The sequence below is a fragment of the Bacillus cereus group sp. N12 genome, from assembly GCF_016483575.1.
GTDB classification, from domain to species: domain Bacteria; phylum Bacillota; class Bacilli; order Bacillales; family Bacillaceae_G; genus Bacillus_A; species Bacillus_A toyonensis.
Window position 1 is genome coordinate 97,874 of the sequence record NZ_JAEHBO010000009.1, and the last position, 17,917, is coordinate 115,790.

The following is a 17,917-nucleotide window of genomic DNA, read 5'->3' on the forward strand; positions in this document are numbered from 1 at the left end:
GCTTTGTAATGTGACAATATACTTTTTACAACTTAAGTTGTATGTAGAGTAACGTTCGATTAGCGCTGCTTATTATTTGATTATTACTTTTCCTTCCATTCCTTTAAGGAGATGGTATCTACATATTAATTCATATGTACCAGTATTTTTAGGTTTTATGGTAATGTTTTTTTCTTTTCCTGACTCAACTACGACGTCAATTCCGAGTTTTTTCACTGTAAAGGTGTGCTCGTTCTTACCTTTATTTTTTAATAACAATGTTGTTGTTTCTTCAATCGGAATAGTGATGACATTCGGATTAAAGTAATCATCGTTCAGTTCGACTTCAATCACTTTCGTTGACTCAATAGGTTGTGTTACGACGTTAGCTGAGGCAACTACGTTGATGGAGTCTAAAGTTATCACACTCACAATCATTACAAACAAACCGAGTAATGGAAATAACCACTTGTTCATAGACATTCGCAATTCTCCTTTTCTAAGTGCTTTTCTTCAATTAATCTGCATCATTAGTTTTAGGCTTATACTATACAGTCAAATAAAATATCAGTATCTTTAAATCAATTTTTCGCATTTAAATGGATTACAAAAGAAATTAACTTGGAGTTGTAAGGTATGTATGAGAAACACACCCACTTATTTTTTAGGACTGAATTCTCTGTGAAAACTAGATAGCATATACACTATCTAATTAAATTTCACATACCGTAATGGAAATAAAAAATTATTTTTTCAAAAAAATGTAGTAATTTCTTTTTGTAGTTTGCTATAATTAGTTCGAATGTGGGCAGTATCAGAGCGAACTGCACCATGATTCGAAGCAGTACAAAAAATAATAACTTGGATTCTGCCTTGATCCAATAACGGACTGGGACAGAGGGATGAATAATGCCGACTAACACACAACCCTTCTGCCCTTTTATGGCCAGAGGGGTTTTTTATATGATTTCGGCCATCGCCTCTCTCCTGTATAAAGGAGGAGTAGTTTTTGAAAACAAAAACAGATTTTTTGAAGATGAAAGAGCAAGGTGAGCCGATTACGATGCTAACGGCGTATGATTATCCTTCTGCTAAATTAGCAGAAGAAGCTGAAGTCGATATGATTTTAGTTGGAGATTCTCTTGGGATGGTTGTACTCGGATATGATTCAACAGTACCTGTAACAGTAGAGGATATGATTCATCATACGAAAGCTGTACGCCGCGGAGCGAAAGAAACATTTATTGTAACTGATATGCCGTTTATGTCTTATCACATATCGTTACAAGAAACGATGGTGAATGCACGCCGCATCGTTCAAGAGAGCGGAGCACATGCACTAAAAGTAGAAGGTGCTGGAGAAGTTATATCAACGATTCATTATTTAACGAATGCAGGAATTCCTGTCGTAGCGCATTTAGGTTTAACTCCTCAATCTGTGGGAGTATTGGGTGGATATAAAGTGCAAGGAAAAGATGCTGAAAGTGCAAAGAAATTAATAGACGATGCAAAGAAATGTGAGGAAGCTGGTGCGATAGCACTTGTGTTAGAATGTGTGCCAATGCAGTTAGCAGAATTAATTTCGAAGCAATTAACAATTCCAATAATAGGGATTGGAGCGGGACAAAAAGTAGATGGGCAAGTTCTTGTATATCATGATCTCATCTCATATGGGGTAAATCGTGTTCCGAAATTCGTAAAACAGTATACGTCTGTTCAAGAGGAAATTGTACGTGGGATTTCTCAATATGTTGCTGAAGTGAAGACAGGGCAATTTCCTGAAGAGAAACATTCGTTCACAATGAAAGAAGAAGAATGCTTAGCGTTATACGGGGGAAAACAGTAATGAAAATCATAACTACAGTGCAAGAGATGCAGCAAATTACGAGCGAACTTCGTACAAGTGGAAAGAATATTGGTTTTGTTCCAACGATGGGGTATTTACATGAAGGGCATGCTACTTTATTATGCAAGGCAAGAGAAGAAAATGAAATTGTAGTTTTAAGTGTGTTTGTAAACCCACTACAGTTTGGGCCGAACGAAGATTTAGAGCGATACCCTCGTGATATTGAGAGAGATGAAAGTGTAGCAAAAGAAAACGGTGTGGATTATTTATTTTATCCGAGTGTAGAAGAAATGTATCCGGCAGAACAAACAACAACAGTAGAAGTTGTAAAGCGTACTGACGTATTATGTGGAAAACAAAGACCTGGTCACTTTTCTGGAGTTGCGACTGTACTAATGAAATTATTTAATATTGTAATGCCAAATCGTGCTTATTTCGGTATGAAAGATGCACAACAAGTTGCTGTAATTGAAGGATTTGTAACTGATTTCAATATTCCAGTAACGATCGTACCAGTTGATATTGTAAGAGAAGAAGATGGATTAGCAAAAAGTTCTCGTAATGTGTATTTATCACAAGAAGAACGTGAAGAGGCTTCTCATTTATACCGCAGTCTATGTATAGCGAAAGAAAGAATTGAGGCAGGCGAACGTAATTCAGAAATCATTACAAATCTTGTGAAAGAACATATTGAGACGTATACGAAAGGTACTGTAGATTATGCGGATTTATATGCATATCCGTCATTGGCAATAGTAGGGAAAATGGAAGGAAGAATCATTTTAGCTATTGCAGTTAAGTTTGAAAATGTAAGATTAATTGACAATATAACATTAACGGTTAAATAAGGGGGAGCATCTATGTTTCGCACAATGATGAGAGCAAAGTTACATCGTGCAACTGTAACGGAGGCAAATTTAAACTATGTAGGTAGTATTACAATAGATGAAGATTTAATGGATGCAGTAAATATTGTAGAGAACGAAAAAGTTCAAATTGTAAATAATAATAACGGTGCGCGCTTAGAGACATATGTTATTAAAGGCGAACGCGGTAGCGGTGTTATTTGTTTAAACGGTGCTGCAGCAAGGCTTGTACAACCGGGAGATAAAGTAATTATAATTTGTTATGGCTTAGTTACGGAAGAAGAGGTTCATAAACAAGAACCAAAAATTGCAGTGTTAGACGATCAAAATCAAATTGTTGAAATGTTAGGTGCTGAAAAGGCTGGTACAATATTATAAAAGAGGAAAGCTATCTCTATATCAGGAGATAGCTTTTTTGTGCATCTTTTCATTAAGATGAGATAAAACGTGGTATAGTAACATTATATGAATTATTGTTGTTTGAAAGGTAAGAAATTGAGGTGTTACATATATGAGTAAACGTTATGTCGTTGTTGATTTAGAGACGACAGGAAACTCCTGGAAAGACGGGAAAGATAAAATTACCCAAATTGCAGCTGTTGTAGTAGAAGATGGAGAGATATTGGAAATTTTTTCATCTTTTGTTAACCCAAAGAGAGAGATTCCCGTATTTATTACAGAATTAACAGGGATTGATGAAAGTCTTGTAAAACAAGCCCCGTTATTTCAAGATGTAGCCCCGATGATTGTTGAGCTATTACAAGGTGCCGCTTTCGTTGCGCATAATGTTCACTTTGATTGGAATTTTTTAAACGAAGAATTAAGGCAGGCTGGATATACAGAAATACATTGTCCTAAAATCGATACGGTTGAATTGGCACAAATTCTTTTGCCAACAGCCGATAGTTATAAATTACGTGATTTAGCTAAGAAACATGAACTCGAACACGATCAACCACATCGTGCGGATAGTGATGCTCTTGCGACAGCAGAGTTGTTTTTACAATTTTTAAATGAAATTGAAAAATTACCACTTGTTACATTACAATCACTTTATGAATTGAGTGATGTTTTCCAAAGTGATATAGCTGATGTGCTTTCTGAAAATATTTTAAAGAAAGTAATGCATGGTAAAGAAATAAAAGCGGAATATGAAGTGTATCGCAATATTGCACTGAGAAAACGGAACTATTCCTTAAGTCTTGGAGAAACATATTCATTAAAATTTGATGCTTTCTTGAATAAAACGATGGATAAACTGGAATTACATATGCCGAAGTTTGAAAGAAGAGAAAGTCAGCAAATGATGATGAAAGAGATATATACGGCGTTAAGAGATTCTCGTTTTTCTCTTATTGAAGCAGGTACAGGGACGGGAAAGACTCTTGCTTATTTACTTCCTAGTCTTTATTTTGCGAATAAAAAAGAAGAACCTGTCGTTATCAGTACACAAACGGTACAACTTCAACAACAAATACTTGAAAAAGAAATTCCGTTATTGCAAAAAATAATGCCATTTTCATTTGAGACAGCTCTTCTAAAAGGGAGAAAGCATTATCTTTGCTTACATAAATTTGAATATGCTTTGCAAGAGGAAGAAAAAAATTACGATATGGCACTTACGAAGGCGAAAATTTTAGTTTGGTTATTAAAAACTGAAACAGGTGACCGAGATGAATTAAATATTCCAGAGGGCGGAAAGTTACTTTGGAATCGTATTTGTAGTGATGCGTATAGTCCGGGCGGTATGCAAAGTAATTGGTTTAGTCGATGCTTTTATCAGCGAGCGAAAAATAAAGCTTTATTTGCAGATATCGTTATTACAAATCATGCATTATTATTTCAAGATTTTTCAAGTGAAGAACCACTGTTTTCTTCATGTGAACATATAATTTTTGATGAAGCTCATCATATTGAAGAAGCTGCGAGTAGAACACTAGGTGAGCAGTTCTCTTGTATGTATTTTCAATTGATTTTATCTCGACTTGGTACACTAGAAACGGATGATGTGCTTTCTAAAGTATATAAAATGATGAAAAAATCAGAGCAAGCATCTCGTTCTACTTTCCGTATGATAAGCCATAGTTTGAAGGAACTTAAATTTGATGCGGATGAACTATTCCAAATGTTACGTACTTTTATATTTAAACAAACAAAGCAAGAACAAGGAACAAACAATATGCCGCTCATTTATCGATATAACACGGAAGTAGAGCAAGGTAAGTTGTGGGATAGTATTGTTGAGTTAACAAATCGTTTTGTATATGAATTAAGAAGAATAGTGACCATATTTGAGAAACAAGTAGATATATTGCAAAGTAAGTTAGAGTGGGAAATGCATGTTGTTACGGGTGAATTTATGCATTTAAGTGGGTTACTGAGAAAGATGGCAGAATCATTACAGTTGCTCATATTGGAAAAAAATGCATATGTAACTTGGATGGAGACGGAGACGAAAGGAACGATTCATTCAACCATTTTATACGCGCAACCAGTTCATATTGGTGAAAGGTTTGCTGATGAATTTTTAACAGAAAAAAAGAGTGTTATCTTTACATCTGCAACATTAACAGTTAACGATACATTTGACTATATAAAAGAAGAGCTTGGCTTACATGATTTTGCTCCAAATACTTTACAGGTTCAATCGCCATTCCATTATGAGAAACAAATGAAATTAATGGTTTCAACGGATGTACCGTTTATTAAGCGAGTAAGTAATGAGGAATATATTGAATCTGTATCGGAACATATTGCCAAGATAGCAAAAGTTACAAAAGGGAGAATGCTCGTTTTATTCACTTCGTATGAAATGCTGAAAGAAGCGTATGCGAATTTGAAAAGCAATGATGAATTAGAAGGCTATCTATTATTAACACAAAGTGTAAACAATAGGAGTCGAAGTCGCTTAATTCGAAAGTTTCAAGAGTTCGACAAGTCAATATTGTTAGGCACGAGCAGTTTTTGGGAAGGAATCGATATTCCAGGAGATGCCTTGAGTTGCCTTGTCATTGTCCGTCTTCCTTTTACACCTCCTCATCAGCCGATGATGGAAGCGAAAGGTGAATGGCTAAAAAATCAAGGTGAGGACGTATTCGCAAAATTAGCGCTCCCGCAAGCAATATTACGTTTCAAACAAGGATTTGGGCGTTTGATTCGAACGAATACTGATACGGGGACGGTAGTAGTGTTAGACCGTCGATTGACGAGTTCTTCCTATGGAAAAAGATTTTTACAATCAATTCCTAATGTACCTCTTTATGAAGGACCGTTAGAAGAGTTGTTGGTGCAATTAGAAGAACCGTCAAATGAATAAAAATTGGAAGAAAAATACGCCTGAAGTACTTATGAACTTCAGGCGTAAAAAATGTGGGTAGGAGGAATTTTATTTTTCTTACTTCTTGTATACAAAATGTATTGGTTTTCGACTTGAAACCTTTTTTTGCTGTACATGTCCTGCTATAATAGATGGGTGATGAAGCAGGGGTTGTAAAGAATGTACTCTTATTGTAACCGCATTGCGTTCTTCTATAATTAGAAATTTTTGTGTAACGGAGGAGTTTTTTCATGGAGAAGAAAATCGAAGTACTATCAACGACGCGTATTAAATATTCGTCAGATTTGTATAAAATTGTTGATAGTTTGAATCGTACGTTAAAAGAGCAGGACCTCATGTTCGGATTAGCATTAGACGAAAAAGACAAAGAAACAGCTGTATTTACGATTTACAGAACGTAGTGATACAATGAAAAAGTGGATCTTTGCAATCATTATCGTTATCGTTGCTAGCGGAATATATGGGGCGTATGTTTATAATAAAGCGATGGATAAGAAAATTCCCAAAGAGTCGAAATCTGTAGAAATTGCTAAAGAAAAAGCAAAGCTTACAAAAGTGACATCTGTTGATTATTACAACGGAAAAGCTGCATGTACAGTCGTACAGGGTACAGATGAAAAGGGAGAACATCTTATCGTTTGGGTGCCTGAGAAAAAAGGGGATACCGTAGTAAGGAAAAAGAGTGAAGGTATTTCCGAAAAAGAGGCTATACAAAGAACAATAGAACAAGTCGGCGATAAAGAATCAAAAAGAAAGCCGAAAGAAATTCTGAAAGTGAAATTAGGCTTTGAAAAAGGTATTAGAGATGGTGTACCAGTAGAAGTACCATTATGGGAAGTTACATATATTGATTATGACAATCGTTATAATTACTACTATCTTGAATTTAAAGATGGGTCGTTTTTAAGACGATATAGCGCTCAAAAATAGATGTAGGGGGAACTACAAATGAAATTAGCAAAGCGAGTAGCTGCTTTAACACCGTCTTCAACTTTAGAAATTACAGCAAAGGCACAAGCGTTAAAGGCAGAAGGTCATGATGTAATTGCATTAGGGGCAGGAGAACCTGACTTTAATACACCAGAGCATATTATGGAAGCTGCGCATAAAGCGATGTTAGAAGGACATACGAAATATACGCCAACAGGTGGATTACAATCGTTAAAACAAGAAATTGTGAAGAAATTTACGCGCGATCAAGGAGTTCAGTATGATCCATCTGAAATTATTGTATGTAATGGTGCAAAACATGCATTATATACATTATTCCAAGTGTTGCTTGATGAAGGAGATGAAGTTATCATCCCAACTCCTTACTGGGTAAGCTATCCAGAACAAGTAAAGCTTGCTGGCGGTAATCCGGTTTATGTAGAAGGTTTAGAAGACAATGAGTACAAAATTACAGCAAAGCAGTTGCGTGAGGCAATTACAGAGAAAACGAAAGCAGTTATTATTAATTCACCGAGCAATCCAACAGGAATGATTTATAGCAAAGAAGAATTACAACAGCTTGGAGAAGTATGTTTAGAACATAACATTTTAATCGTTTCAGATGAAATTTATGAGAAGTTAATTTATGGTGATGCGGAATATACTTCAATTGCCCAGCTTTCTAATGCATTAAAAGAACAAACCCTAATTATTAATGGTGTATCTAAATCTCATTCTATGACAGGATGGCGTATTGGATATGCAGCTGGAAATAAGCAGCTGATTAAAGCGATGACGAACTTAGCGAGTCATAGTACGTCAAACCCTACTTCAATTGCTCAATACGGCGCAATCGCGGCATATGCAGGCTCACAACAACCTGTAGAAACAATGCGCCAAGCATTTGAAGAGAGATTAAACATTATTTATGATAAATTAATTCAAATCCCTGGGTTTACTTGTATTAAACCGCAAGGCGCCTTTTACTTATTTCCTAATGTAAAAGAGGCTGTAGCTTTATCAGGATATGATACAGTTGATGAGTGGGCGAAAGCTTTATTAGAAGAGGAAAAAGTTGCTCTTGTGCCGGGTACAGGATTTGGGGCTCCAAATAACGTTCGTTTATCATATGCGACATCTCTTGAACAAGTAGAGAAAGCATTAGAACGCATTCATACGTTTATGAAAAGTAAAGTGAAAGCTTAATTGTATATTTCGTTAATAAAATAAAAAACCTCTCTATATAATAGGGAGGTTTTTTTGACGAATTGTGGCAAAAAGAAATAGCGAAAGGTGTGTTATACTAGAGAACGAGGTGTTTGGTGATGAAAAAGAAAATGATGTTACAGTGGTTTGAACAGGGAAGCATTGCGATTCCAAAATTACTTATGATGCATTATAAAAAATTAGGGTTAAATGAAACGGAATTTATGGTTTTACTTCATGTGCATACATTTTTAGAATCGGGAAATTCGTTTCCGACTCCGTCGGAGATTTCCGAACGAATGACAATAGCGGAAATGAAATGTATGGAAGTAATTCAAACATTGATTCAAAAAGGTTTTTTATCACTAGAAGGTGGACAAAGATCAGAAGCGATGATGTGTGAAAGTTATTCTTTACAACCGCTATGGGAAAAAATATTGCATTTCTTAATGAATGAATCAATAGAGGAAGAACAAAAAGAAAAAAAACAACTGCAAGTAAATTTATATACAGTATTTGAAAAAGAATTCGGAAGACCACTTTCTCCATTTGAATGTGAAACATTAGGAATGTGGGAGGATCAAGATCAACATCATCCGAATTTAATTCAAGCGGCTCTACGAGAAGCTGTGATGAGCGGTAAGCTGAACTTCCGATATATTGATCGTATTTTATTTGAGTGGAAAAAGAATGGAATTAAAACAGTAGATCAAGCTCAAAATCAAGGACGGAAATTTAGAGCAAATCAGCAACGAGCGCAACAAGTAACAACACAAGAGACGAAATTTACTGGGAAAGTGCCTTTTTATAATTGGTTGGAGCAGTAATGTAGGAGGAAGTATATGTTAAATAAAACGCAAATTCGTTATTGTTTAGACACAATGGCGGATATGTATCCAGAAGCACATTGTGAATTGATTCATGATAATCCATTCGAACTTGTAATTGCAGTGGCATTATCTGCACAATGTACAGATGCACTTGTAAATAAAGTGACGAAAAATTTATTTCAAAAATATAAAACACCAGAAGATTATTTAAGTGTTTCTCTAGAAGAGTTACAACAAGATATACGTTCTATTGGATTGTATAGAAATAAAGCAAAAAATATTCAAAAATTGTGCCGAATGTTATTAGATGATTACAATGGAGAAGTGCCGAAAGATCGAGATGAGCTTACGAAGTTACCTGGTGTAGGACGGAAGACAGCAAATGTTGTAGTATCGGTAGCATTTGGGATACCGGCAATTGCTGTCGATACGCATGTAGAGCGGGTGAGCAAACGATTAGCGATTTGTAGATGGAAAGACTCTGTATTAGAAGTCGAAAAAACATTAATGAAGAAAATTCCGATGGATGAATGGGGCGTTACACATCACCGTTTGATTTTCTTTGGACGTTATCACTGTAAAGCGCAGCGACCACAATGTGAAGAGTGCCGATTGCTAGAAGTGTGTCGCGAAGGAAAGAAGCGAATGAAGGGGAAATAAAGGATGGAGCGAGTTATAGGAGTACCGAAAGAATTTCGGTACTTACCATTTTTTCAAAAAAACGCAAATTCGATTAAGTATCATACAGACCAATCTTTTGAAGAAATCATACAAAATACTTACTTTATATTTGATATAGAAAGACAATATGAGCCGTGGAATGAAATTGAAAACAGTATTCCGGTAATGTTGAATGTATGGAAAACTAAGCATGAAGACATTGCCACATTATTTCGAAACAGAAAGAAACAAGAAGCTGAAGGCCCGATGATTCTTTTTGCAGCACATTTGTTATCAATTGTATATTGGCTAAATGAGCAACCTGTTCATAGTTTGAATGAAATGGAAGATTACACGAGTGAATTGGAAGTACAACCAGTTAATTTTATGGAGCGATATTCGTTCATTATAAAGAAACCAAATAATTATCATTCTTATATTCAGTTAGCACAGTTGTATATTGAAATAGAAAAGTTATATGTAAAGAAAATGATAACAAAAAAGAAGTCCTTTCCTCGTTAAGAGAAAGGACTTCTTTTTTTGTATTAAGACTCTGTTGTAACAACATTTCCGTCTGCGTGAGGTGTATCTTCACCTGTATTTTGTTGTTTCTTAGCCTCTTCTTCAGCTTTCTTTTGAGCCTCTTCTTCAGCTTTTTTCTTAGCTTCTTCTTCGGCTTTCTTTTTGGCTGCCTCTTCCTCAGCTTTTTTCTTAGCTTCTTCTTCAGCTTTCTTTTGAGTCTCTTCTTGTTGTTTACGTTGTTGTTCTTGTTGCTCTTGTTGTTTACGCTGTTCTTCAGCAGCCTTTTTCTGAGCTTCTTCTTGTTTTAGTTTATCTTCATTAGCTTTTTTCTGAGTTTCCTCATCAGCTTTTTTCTTAGATTCTTCTTCGGCTTTCTTTTTGGCTGCCTCTTCCTCAGCTTTCTTAGCGTCTGGAGTTCCACCAGGGGCAGTGAAGGATGCACCAACTGCAGGACTTGTTCCAGTACCTTTTTTCGCTACTACAGAGAAGCTGTAAGTAACACCAGGCTTAATACCACCAAGAGTAGCTGTTGTACCGCTAACTGATAAGCTACCGCTAGAACCGTCTGTAGCTTTATAAGTTGCCGCATAAGCATCAACTGCTGTTGGGCCAGACCAGTTTAGTGTAACTGTACTAGCGCCATCGAAAGCGACATTAAGGCCACTAGGTGGATCTACTTTAATTTCTTTAATTGCATCTTTTTTCGCACCTTTTACGTATAACTCGCCGTTTATTTCTTGTACAGAAGAAGGGCGTTCGAAACGAGATTTATCTGTAGCGAATTTGCTCATCATTACTTGGAACATTTGTTGCGCAATTTTAGTATAACGATCGCTAATGTAATTTTCTGGACCATTCTTTTCGTAACCAGTCCACACAGCCATCGTATATTGTGGTGTATATCCAGCGAACCAGCTATCTCTGTTAGCATCAGCTGGGATGCCATATTTTTTTACATCTCTTGCATCAAAGTTTTGTGTTCCTGTTTTACCAGCAACGTCAAAGCCAGAAACATATGCTGTTGGCCCTGTACCGCCGGCACCAGGTTTTACTACGTCACGAAGAACGTCAGTAACCATGTAAGCTGTATGGTCGTGCATTGCACGTTGTTCTTTCGGTTTAAAGCTTTTCTTTTTTCCGTCTGGGAAAATAACTTCTTTAACGAAATGAGGTTTATTGTATACACCGTCATTTCCAAATGCTGCATAAGCCCCAGCGACATCTAACGGAGAGCTTTCATTACTACCGATTGCAGTAGATTCATGTGCTATCCCATCTTTAAACGTCATGCCTAAACCTTCAGCAAACTCTTTTGCCTTAGGAATACCGACTGCTTGAGCTGTTTTTAAAGCCGGGATGTTTAATGACTTCTTCAATGCTTCACGAAGTGAAACGTCACCTTTAAAATTACCGGTAGCATTTTTAATCTTTGTGCCATCAGAGTAAGTATATTCAGAGTCATTTAATTGATGATAAGTAGACCATTGAAGGTTTTCAATTGCAGGACCATAATCGAAAATTGGTTTCATTGTTGAACCAACTTGGCGTTTTAAATCAACAGCCATATTATGACCTTTGAAAGTAGACTTACTTTCTTTACGCCCAGCACCAATTGCTCGAACTTCTCCAGACTGTGTATCCATAAATACAAATGATCCTTGGAACTGATCGTTTGGATACTTAATGAGATTGCCATCCATAATTTGTTCAGCGTACTCTTGAGCACCTTGATCAAGGGTTGTATGAATCGTTAAACCATCTGAACCGATATTTACATCAGGGTATTCTTTTTCAACTTCTTTTACGACAGCATCTAAAAATGCTTGAAACTTCATTTCAGTTAGTTCTGATTTTTTTAGACCCTCAGTTACAGGGATCTTTATTGCGTTATTCATTTCTTCTTTTGTTATATAGCCGTGTCGATTCATTAATGTTAATACAATATTACGACGATTTGTTGCTCGTTCAACATTTTCTGGTTTTGTTGGATCATAAATGTTAGGACCTTGAGGTAAGCCAGCGAGCATAGCAGCTTCATGTAATTGTAAGTCCTTTAAATCTTTTTGATAATATTTTTGAGCCGCTGTTGCAATACCGTAAGAGCGATTACCTAGATTAATCTTATTTAAGTACATTTCTAAAATCTCATGTTTAGAGTATTGTTGCTCTAATTTGTAAGATAAGTACCATTCTTGCACTTTTCGTTTTGCGGTTTTTTCCATCGTTAGAAAATAGTTTTTAACTACTTGTTGTGTAATCGTACTACCACCTTGGGAACCGAAACCACCAGTGACATTTTCCATAACTGCTTTTGTAGTTCGTTTAAAATCAATTCCATTATGGTCATAGAAACGTGAATCCTCAGTTGCAAGGAATGCATTTTCAACTACTTTTGGAATTTGATCGTAAGTAACATGGGTTCGTTTTTCCGCACCGTATTCATAGAAAAACTTCCCATCCTTATCAAGGAACTTTGTTGATAAAGGATTAACAAGTTTTGATTTGTCTAATTTTGGAGCGTCCTTTACCATAACAAAGAAAGCGGAAACGCCAGCTACGAGACCAACGATACCAAGAAGTAGACAACCTATAAGGAACTTCTTAAAAAAGGAGCCTTTTTTCTTTGGTTTTTTTTCTTTATTTGTTTCTTCCGTTTGATTTTTCGCATGATTTCGTTCTGTACGAGAACGATAATTATCTGACATTATACTTTCTCCTACCTTTCATTCTCTCCCTCAAAAGTCGAAAAAAGAGCCTTAGTGATGACTCTATCACGAAAAATAAACCGTGTCTAGTACACGGATATAATCAATCCGAGGGTGATAACCGCATGATAACAATGATCCATGCGCTTCTATTTCTTCTTTAGTAATTGACTTACGCCCACCATTATTTTGACGGTTCCAAAATGCAATAATATGTTTCGCATCGAGTAAATAAAATTCATCAAAAAGTGTAAATTTAATAATAACAAATGCAACTCCATTATGAGCAATTACTTGCTTCATATGTTCAATTTGATGAAGGTGGAAGTTTTGAAGTGGGAAACTAGTTTTGTTTTTTGTTTCCTTCGCTTCAAAATCGATGTATTTCCCTTTGTATACACCGTTGTAATCCGTTGTAGAAGGTTGTTTAAAATACGCTTCTTTTACCACTGCAGCACTTCGAGCGGGGTAATCTACTTTTACAATTTGAAGAGGTGTAGGTTTTTTATGTACACATGCAATATTATGGGTTAAGTAATATTGATTTGTTTCATTCAATTCCTCTTCAAGGGACATACCTCTATTACTATAAGTATGTTTTTTTATTGGTGTTTTAGGAGGTAGTGAAGCTTGATTGTACCTTTTTCCATTTGGGTAACGAATGGTCATAGTGTGTCCACTCCCAACTTGTTAAGAATTACTTACAAAGGTGATTATATCAAAAAATGAAAAAAGATGTGACCTTTTTGAAGAAAGGTATGATGACTTATTTATGTTTACATGGAATGATTACGAAAAAATGAAACAATATCGTAAAAATATGGTTTGTACAAAAGAAGAAAAAGCAATCATTCACACTATTAAAAAGAAAACAGAAATAGCTAATATGGACAACATTTCTCGGACACAATCGTATCAAAAATTTTATGTAAGAAATAGTGAAATCAGGTGGTCTTTTTTAGCGAGTATGGTTTCGAGAAATGCAGGCTGGAATATGACTGATTTAGAAGGAAGATATTATGCTACTGTTTTGCCTCGATTAGTAAAAAAACATTTGTTTCTCATATATGAACAGGCTAATTGGATTATTTTCTTAGATGCATTTCCTCAGTTACTACTATATGAAGAAAGCAAGAGGAGACGTATACCTCTCTTTCATTTGTTGCAATTTTTCAACGTATCACTTTTCATGGAAAAAGAATGGACATTTTTCTGGGAGAAAAAAGATATGAATAGGCTTATGACAGCGCTTATTATAAATGAGCAAAATAAAATTCAAAAACCAGTTATTGAGAATAGCTACTTTAAAAAACATGTATTTCATACGGCGCTTTTTAAAGTTCAAGACATGTTGCATATTAGTGCAGTTATTTTTCCAACCATTGAAGGGGGGATGTATGGGTTTTCAGTTTATCAATTTGAAACGTTGCAAAAGCGTATAGAGCTTGGAAAAAAATTAGCGTGGTTATTGTTTCATCCGACTTATAAACGTTTATTTTATAAGTTTGCACTACAAACTACACATACTGGCTCTAGAGAAGATTATGAATATTACTTAAGGGGAACTAGAAAATCCTATACACCAGCACTAAGAGATGTGTATTCTCTTGTTGCACATGAGGAAATAACAATGAGGGATTGGTTTTGTGAAGATTCGAAAATGAATGCATTGTTTTTATTTGAAGAACCGAAGGATGAAGTTAATATAAAGGAATGGTATAGAAGAAAGAGGGAGCAGATCTATGCTGTTTCTATCGTGAATCGTTTTGTTAAAAGAATAGACGAGTTCATGATATAATAAAAAAGAAGTCCCATCTTTATAAATGAAGATGGGACTTCTTAATGTGAAGAAATCCTGCTAAGTGTGTTAAGATTTTAATCTCAAAACTGAATGAAAGTAGAAGATTAAGGGGGATTTAGAAATTAGTAGTTTGGAAAAGCCCCATTAATTAAACTTTCACTTTATGTAGCAGGGAAGTTTGGGCCATCAAGCTTTGGATTACCAGTCTCGGGTTTATTTTGTTGTTTGTTTTGTTTTTTCTTTTTTTCGTTTTTGTTCTTTGCCATCTTCATACACCTCCTTTTTGTATTGTTACCATTTCTATAAATGACATTCAAAATGATTTCTTTGACGAATAACAACTAGTTTTGTCATGTGTGCAGGAGTGAAGAATTATCCGGCGAAATTACATGACAAAGGAAAAGCAAAGAAGGGGGCGTTTTGTATATGGCGATGGTTCAGAAAGTAGATGTAATGAAAAAAATGGATCAAATGTTAAGTTCTCTCGATTTGCTGGAAATGAATATAGGAATTAGAATAAATCATGCATTGAAGGATAAGAGCGAAAAAATATGTAATAAGATAGAAATAACAGAAATGCATATTGAGCATATGGAAAATAAATTAGTGCATCACGAAGAAAAAGGGAATTGGGTGAAGACGTTTCAAAACATCGTAGTGAGTGCATAATAAGGTGGGAATGAAATGGAGTATGAAGCATTAATACAGTCTTCAGAAAAACTCATGCAGTATAATAATGAAGCGAATGTAAAAAAAAGAGAAATAATTGAATATGACTTTTATAAGGATATGAAGCCGTTTGTAGACATAGTAGATGAGGAATTAAAGGTGTGGAAAGAATTAGCTTATACGTGGATTAAGGAAGAAAAACCGAAGTATATACATGTACAGCAAATTGATCAAGTGTACGATAATTTACAAACGAATGTGTTACAATGTTTTGTAAATAAAGGAAAAGGTAAACGTTTTTTTGAAACACATCAAGCCATTTCGTATACTTTGCAAAATATAGTTGAGCAATGTAAATAACAAGAGGGGAAACCCTCTTGTTTTTTTAAGCTTCTGTCATTGTTGTAGGTTTTGTTGCACCGTTTATTTCTAATTCTTTTATTAATGTTCGGTAATCCGCTATACATATTTTTCCTTCGAGATAACAATGTCTCGCAAAGTCTAATAATTCATTTACATTCTCTGTGTAATACCCCTTCTTTTGAGAAAACGCTTGTTTTAAATCCCCTAATACCATGTTGATTCCTCCCCCATGAGAATCTTCTTCTTAATTATCATAGCATGGAAGGGTTTTCTTTTTTAATTTTTTAAAAATTTAAACTTCCGACAAAAATAGACAGATACTCCGTCACACAAATTATTTTACAAGTACATATTATATATGTAGAAACTTATGTGAAGGAGGAGAGAATGCATGTTTCAACAATCTAACGTATATCAGCAACCAAATCCATATGCACAGCAAAATATGTACCAATATAATACGGATACATATTTACGGTATAATATGTATCCTTTCGAGCCTCATTATGGAAATCAAAATTATTACCAGCCATTTGAAGTATCGTTTATGAATCAACAGCAACAACAGCAGCAGCAGCAACCCTATATGAATCAATCGCAACAAGAGCAACAATCCTATATGAATCAGCAGCAACCTTATATGAACTCACAATATTATATGCCACCACCACCATCTCCCTATGGAAATCAACAAGCGATGTTTTATCCGCCAAAACAACCGTATCCGACGATGAATAAACAAAAGCAACAACAGCAACCAAGTCAGTTTTCGAGCTTTGTTTCCCAATTTAAAAATTCAGATGGTAACTATGATGTGAATAAAATGATGAATACAGCTGGACAAATGATGAATGCGATGAATCAAGTGACGGGGATTGTTAAGCAGGTTGGAGGGTTCTTTGGTAAGTGATGATGGATTGTTGTCCATAATGAAATAGTATGAATGAAGTGTAGCACTAGACAAATTTCCATGAAACAAATGGGTATATATAACAAACGGCTTCACCTCTTTTCTCATATTGTAAAGTGTAATCAGATTTTCTTAACGAGAGAGGAGAGAAAAAACTATGCATCATTGTCATCCTTGTTTTGGAGGGCATAAGCCTGTAGGACCTATTTGTACGACTGCTCCTGTCATTCATCCGACGAAACAGTGTGTAACACATTCTTTTTCAACAACGGTGGTGCCACACATTTTCCCAACGCATACGACACATGTACACCATCAACAAATTAAAAACCAAAACTTCTTCCCGCAAACAAACTCAAATGTAAATGTTGTAGATCCAATCGATCCAGGATTTGGCGGTGGATGTGGACCATGTGGTCATGGTCACCATCACCACGGTCATCAAATATCTCCATTTGGACCAGGGCCGAATGTATCTCCATTTGGACCAGGACCGAATGTATCTCCATTTGGACCAGGACCGAATGTATCCCCATTTGGACCAGGACCGAATGTAGGACCAAATGTTGGACCAAACGTTGGTGGAATATTTAAAAAGTAAATGATATGTTAGAACTAGCAAAATGCTAGTTCTTTTTTTGTAATTGGAGTGTTGATATGAAAGTTGTTGCTGTAACAGGATATAAGCCATTTGAACTTGGAATATTTAAAAAGGATCATCCAGGAGTAGACTGCATAAAAAAAGCGCTGCATCGTAAATTAACTGCTTTTGTAGAAGATGGTTTGGAGTGGGTTATTATAAGCGGCCAGCTAGGTGTAGAATTGTGGGCTGCTGAAGTTGTTTTTGAAATTCAAGTAGAATATCCAGATTTAAAATTAGCGGTATTTACTCCTTTTTTAGAACAAGAAGAAAATTGGAAAGAAGATAACCGTGAATATTACGAATTTATTCTTTCGCAAGCAGATCACATTGATAGTATTACGAAACGGAAGTACGAAAGCCCAGAGCAATTTAAATTAAAGAATCAATTTTTTATTGAAAAAAGTGATGCTCTTTTAGCTGTATATGATGAAGAAAAGCCTGGGAGTCCTAAATATATTGTAGAAGTAGCTAAGAAAAAAGGAGAAATAGAAAATTATCACAGTTATTTCATTCTTTTTTCTGATTTACAAGATATAATAGAAGAGGAACAGTGGAATAATGCAGAGTAATATGTAATATTGTACTCGTATATATGATTGACAAAAGGCATTGTTTCTGAAAAAATTTAGTTAATGAAAGTTTTGGCAAAA

General features: G+C 35.4%; 20 protein-coding genes. 16 read left to right on the forward strand and 4 right to left on the reverse strand.

Going from position 1 to position 17,917, the window contains the following annotated elements; all coding sequences use genetic code 11:
* Positions 1–72 precede the first annotated feature (72 nt).
* Complete coding sequence (locus JDS92_RS07495; RefSeq protein ID WP_052943515.1) at positions 73–462, reverse strand: cupredoxin domain-containing protein; 390 nt, start codon at positions 460–462, stop codon at positions 73–75.
* Positions 463–988: 526 nt separating this feature from the next.
* On the opposite strand from JDS92_RS07495, the gene panB reads away from it, so the two are divergent.
* The 10 genes from panB to JDS92_RS07545 all read left to right on the forward strand — a co-directional run bounded on the left by panB (position 989) and on the right by JDS92_RS07545 (position 10,176).
* Positions 989–1,825 (forward strand): 3-methyl-2-oxobutanoate hydroxymethyltransferase, encoded by an 837-nt coding sequence (gene panB / locus JDS92_RS07500; RefSeq protein WP_000851101.1) that lies wholly within the window; start codon positions 989–991, stop codon positions 1,823–1,825.
* On the forward strand, positions 1,825–2,673 hold the full coding sequence (gene panC / locus JDS92_RS07505; RefSeq protein WP_199631736.1) for a pantoate--beta-alanine ligase: 849 nt from the start codon (positions 1,825–1,827) through the stop codon (positions 2,671–2,673). The genes panB and panC overlap by 1 nt, the downstream gene beginning before the upstream one ends.
* A gap of 12 nt (positions 2,674–2,685) precedes the next feature.
* Positions 2,686–3,069: an aspartate 1-decarboxylase gene (panD, locus tag JDS92_RS07510; protein WP_000490175.1), complete on the forward strand. Its 384-nt coding sequence runs from the start codon at positions 2,686–2,688 to the stop codon at positions 3,067–3,069.
* A gap of 133 nt (positions 3,070–3,202) precedes the next feature.
* Positions 3,203–6,007, forward strand: coding sequence for an ATP-dependent DNA helicase DinG (dinG, locus tag JDS92_RS07515; protein ID WP_000044972.1), 2,805 nt, complete (start codon positions 3,203–3,205; stop codon positions 6,005–6,007).
* A 251-nt stretch (positions 6,008–6,258) separates the two neighbouring features.
* Positions 6,259–6,429 (forward strand): YpmA family protein, encoded by a 171-nt coding sequence (locus tag JDS92_RS07520; RefSeq protein WP_000412179.1) that lies wholly within the window; start codon positions 6,259–6,261, stop codon positions 6,427–6,429.
* 7 nt (positions 6,430–6,436) lie between these two features.
* Positions 6,437–6,958 carry a cell wall elongation regulator TseB-like domain-containing protein gene (locus JDS92_RS07525; RefSeq protein WP_199631737.1) on the forward strand — a complete coding sequence of 174 codons (522 nt, stop codon included), beginning with the start codon at positions 6,437–6,439 and terminating at the stop codon, positions 6,956–6,958.
* A gap of 18 nt (positions 6,959–6,976) precedes the next feature.
* Positions 6,977–8,164, forward strand: a complete 1,188-nt coding sequence (gene aspB, locus JDS92_RS07530; RefSeq protein WP_199631738.1) for an aspartate transaminase AspB — start codon at positions 6,977–6,979, stop codon at positions 8,162–8,164.
* A gap of 119 nt (positions 8,165–8,283) precedes the next feature.
* Positions 8,284–8,991, forward strand: a complete 708-nt coding sequence (gene dnaD, locus JDS92_RS07535) for a DNA replication protein DnaD (RefSeq protein ID WP_000728536.1) — start codon at positions 8,284–8,286, stop codon at positions 8,989–8,991.
* A gap of 15 nt (positions 8,992–9,006) precedes the next feature.
* Positions 9,007–9,654: an endonuclease III gene (nth, locus tag JDS92_RS07540; RefSeq protein ID WP_000933024.1), complete on the forward strand. Its 648-nt coding sequence runs from the start codon at positions 9,007–9,009 to the stop codon at positions 9,652–9,654.
* 3 nt (positions 9,655–9,657) lie between these two features.
* Positions 9,658–10,176, forward strand: coding sequence for a YpoC family protein (locus tag JDS92_RS07545; protein ID WP_070172937.1), 519 nt, complete (start codon positions 9,658–9,660; stop codon positions 10,174–10,176).
* A 23-nt stretch (positions 10,177–10,199) separates the two neighbouring features.
* On the opposite strand, the gene JDS92_RS07550 is transcribed toward JDS92_RS07545, so the two are convergent.
* Both JDS92_RS07550 and recU read right to left on the reverse strand, forming a co-directional pair.
* Positions 10,200–12,881, reverse strand: coding sequence for a PBP1A family penicillin-binding protein (locus JDS92_RS07550; RefSeq protein ID WP_199631739.1), 2,682 nt, complete (start codon positions 12,879–12,881; stop codon positions 10,200–10,202).
* 66 nt (positions 12,882–12,947) lie between these two features.
* Positions 12,948–13,550 (reverse strand): Holliday junction resolvase RecU, encoded by a 603-nt coding sequence (recU, locus tag JDS92_RS07555; RefSeq protein WP_000155587.1) that lies wholly within the window; start codon positions 13,548–13,550, stop codon positions 12,948–12,950.
* A 103-nt stretch (positions 13,551–13,653) separates the two neighbouring features.
* On the opposite strand from recU, the gene JDS92_RS07560 reads away from it, so the two are divergent.
* From JDS92_RS07560 to JDS92_RS07570, 3 genes are all read left to right on the forward strand, one after another.
* Positions 13,654–14,679, forward strand: coding sequence for a DUF2515 domain-containing protein (locus tag JDS92_RS07560; RefSeq protein ID WP_002156334.1), 1,026 nt, complete (start codon positions 13,654–13,656; stop codon positions 14,677–14,679).
* A 429-nt stretch (positions 14,680–15,108) separates the two neighbouring features.
* Positions 15,109–15,351, forward strand: a complete 243-nt coding sequence (locus tag JDS92_RS07565; RefSeq protein WP_001252045.1) for a hypothetical protein — start codon at positions 15,109–15,111, stop codon at positions 15,349–15,351.
* A 15-nt stretch (positions 15,352–15,366) separates the two neighbouring features.
* Positions 15,367–15,711, forward strand: a complete 345-nt coding sequence (locus JDS92_RS07570; protein ID WP_000455491.1) for a YppE family protein — start codon at positions 15,367–15,369, stop codon at positions 15,709–15,711.
* A gap of 25 nt (positions 15,712–15,736) precedes the next feature.
* On the opposite strand, the gene JDS92_RS07575 is transcribed toward JDS92_RS07570, so the two are convergent.
* A complete protein-coding gene (locus tag JDS92_RS07575) occupies positions 15,737–15,928 on the reverse strand; it encodes a YppF family protein (RefSeq protein ID WP_199631740.1) in 192 nt (63 codons plus the stop codon).
* 177 nt (positions 15,929–16,105) lie between these two features.
* Between JDS92_RS07575 and JDS92_RS07580 the strand changes: the two genes are divergently transcribed.
* From JDS92_RS07580 to JDS92_RS07590, 3 genes are all read left to right on the forward strand, one after another.
* Positions 16,106–16,624 (forward strand): YppG family protein, encoded by a 519-nt coding sequence (locus JDS92_RS07580; protein WP_199631741.1) that lies wholly within the window; start codon positions 16,106–16,108, stop codon positions 16,622–16,624.
* 157 nt (positions 16,625–16,781) lie between these two features.
* Entirely contained in the window at positions 16,782–17,225 is a 444-nt protein-coding gene (locus JDS92_RS07585; protein ID WP_000546286.1) for a spore coat protein, read from the forward strand.
* A gap of 56 nt (positions 17,226–17,281) precedes the next feature.
* Complete coding sequence (locus JDS92_RS07590) at positions 17,282–17,836, forward strand: SLOG family protein (protein WP_000869384.1); 555 nt, start codon at positions 17,282–17,284, stop codon at positions 17,834–17,836.
* The last annotated feature ends 81 nt before the right edge of the window (positions 17,837–17,917 follow it).

Excerpts from the sequence above, each read along its gene's own strand:
- JDS92_RS07495 (WP_052943515.1), bottom strand. The coding sequence starts at position 462 with ATGTCTATGAACAAGTGGTTATTTCCATTACTCGGTTTGTTTGTAATG.
- panC (WP_199631736.1), top strand. The coding sequence starts at position 1,825 with ATGAAAATCATAACTACAGTGCAAGAGATGCAGCAAATTACGAGCGAA.
- panD (WP_000490175.1), top strand. The coding sequence starts at position 2,686 with ATGTTTCGCACAATGATGAGAGCAAAGTTACATCGTGCAACTGTAACG.
- dinG (WP_000044972.1), top strand. The coding sequence starts at position 3,203 with ATGAGTAAACGTTATGTCGTTGTTGATTTAGAGACGACAGGAAACTCC.
- JDS92_RS07520 (WP_000412179.1), top strand. The coding sequence starts at position 6,259 with ATGGAGAAGAAAATCGAAGTACTATCAACGACGCGTATTAAATATTCG.
- JDS92_RS07525 (WP_199631737.1), top strand. The coding sequence starts at position 6,437 with ATGAAAAAGTGGATCTTTGCAATCATTATCGTTATCGTTGCTAGCGGA.
- aspB (WP_199631738.1), top strand. The coding sequence starts at position 6,977 with ATGAAATTAGCAAAGCGAGTAGCTGCTTTAACACCGTCTTCAACTTTA.
- dnaD (WP_000728536.1), top strand. The coding sequence starts at position 8,284 with ATGAAAAAGAAAATGATGTTACAGTGGTTTGAACAGGGAAGCATTGCG.
- nth (WP_000933024.1), top strand. The coding sequence starts at position 9,007 with ATGTTAAATAAAACGCAAATTCGTTATTGTTTAGACACAATGGCGGAT.
- JDS92_RS07545 (WP_070172937.1), top strand. The coding sequence starts at position 9,658 with ATGGAGCGAGTTATAGGAGTACCGAAAGAATTTCGGTACTTACCATTT.
- JDS92_RS07550 (WP_199631739.1), bottom strand. The coding sequence starts at position 12,881 with ATGTCAGATAATTATCGTTCTCGTACAGAACGAAATCATGCGAAAAAT.
- recU (WP_000155587.1), bottom strand. The coding sequence starts at position 13,550 with ATGACCATTCGTTACCCAAATGGAAAAAGGTACAATCAAGCTTCACTA.
- JDS92_RS07560 (WP_002156334.1), top strand. The coding sequence starts at position 13,654 with ATGTTTACATGGAATGATTACGAAAAAATGAAACAATATCGTAAAAAT.
- JDS92_RS07565 (WP_001252045.1), top strand. The coding sequence starts at position 15,109 with ATGGCGATGGTTCAGAAAGTAGATGTAATGAAAAAAATGGATCAAATG.
- JDS92_RS07570 (WP_000455491.1), top strand. The coding sequence starts at position 15,367 with ATGGAGTATGAAGCATTAATACAGTCTTCAGAAAAACTCATGCAGTAT.
- JDS92_RS07575 (WP_199631740.1), bottom strand. The coding sequence starts at position 15,928 with ATGGTATTAGGGGATTTAAAACAAGCGTTTTCTCAAAAGAAGGGGTAT.
- JDS92_RS07580 (WP_199631741.1), top strand. The coding sequence starts at position 16,106 with ATGTTTCAACAATCTAACGTATATCAGCAACCAAATCCATATGCACAG.
- JDS92_RS07585 (WP_000546286.1), top strand. The coding sequence starts at position 16,782 with ATGCATCATTGTCATCCTTGTTTTGGAGGGCATAAGCCTGTAGGACCT.
- JDS92_RS07590 (WP_000869384.1), top strand. The coding sequence starts at position 17,282 with ATGAAAGTTGTTGCTGTAACAGGATATAAGCCATTTGAACTTGGAATA.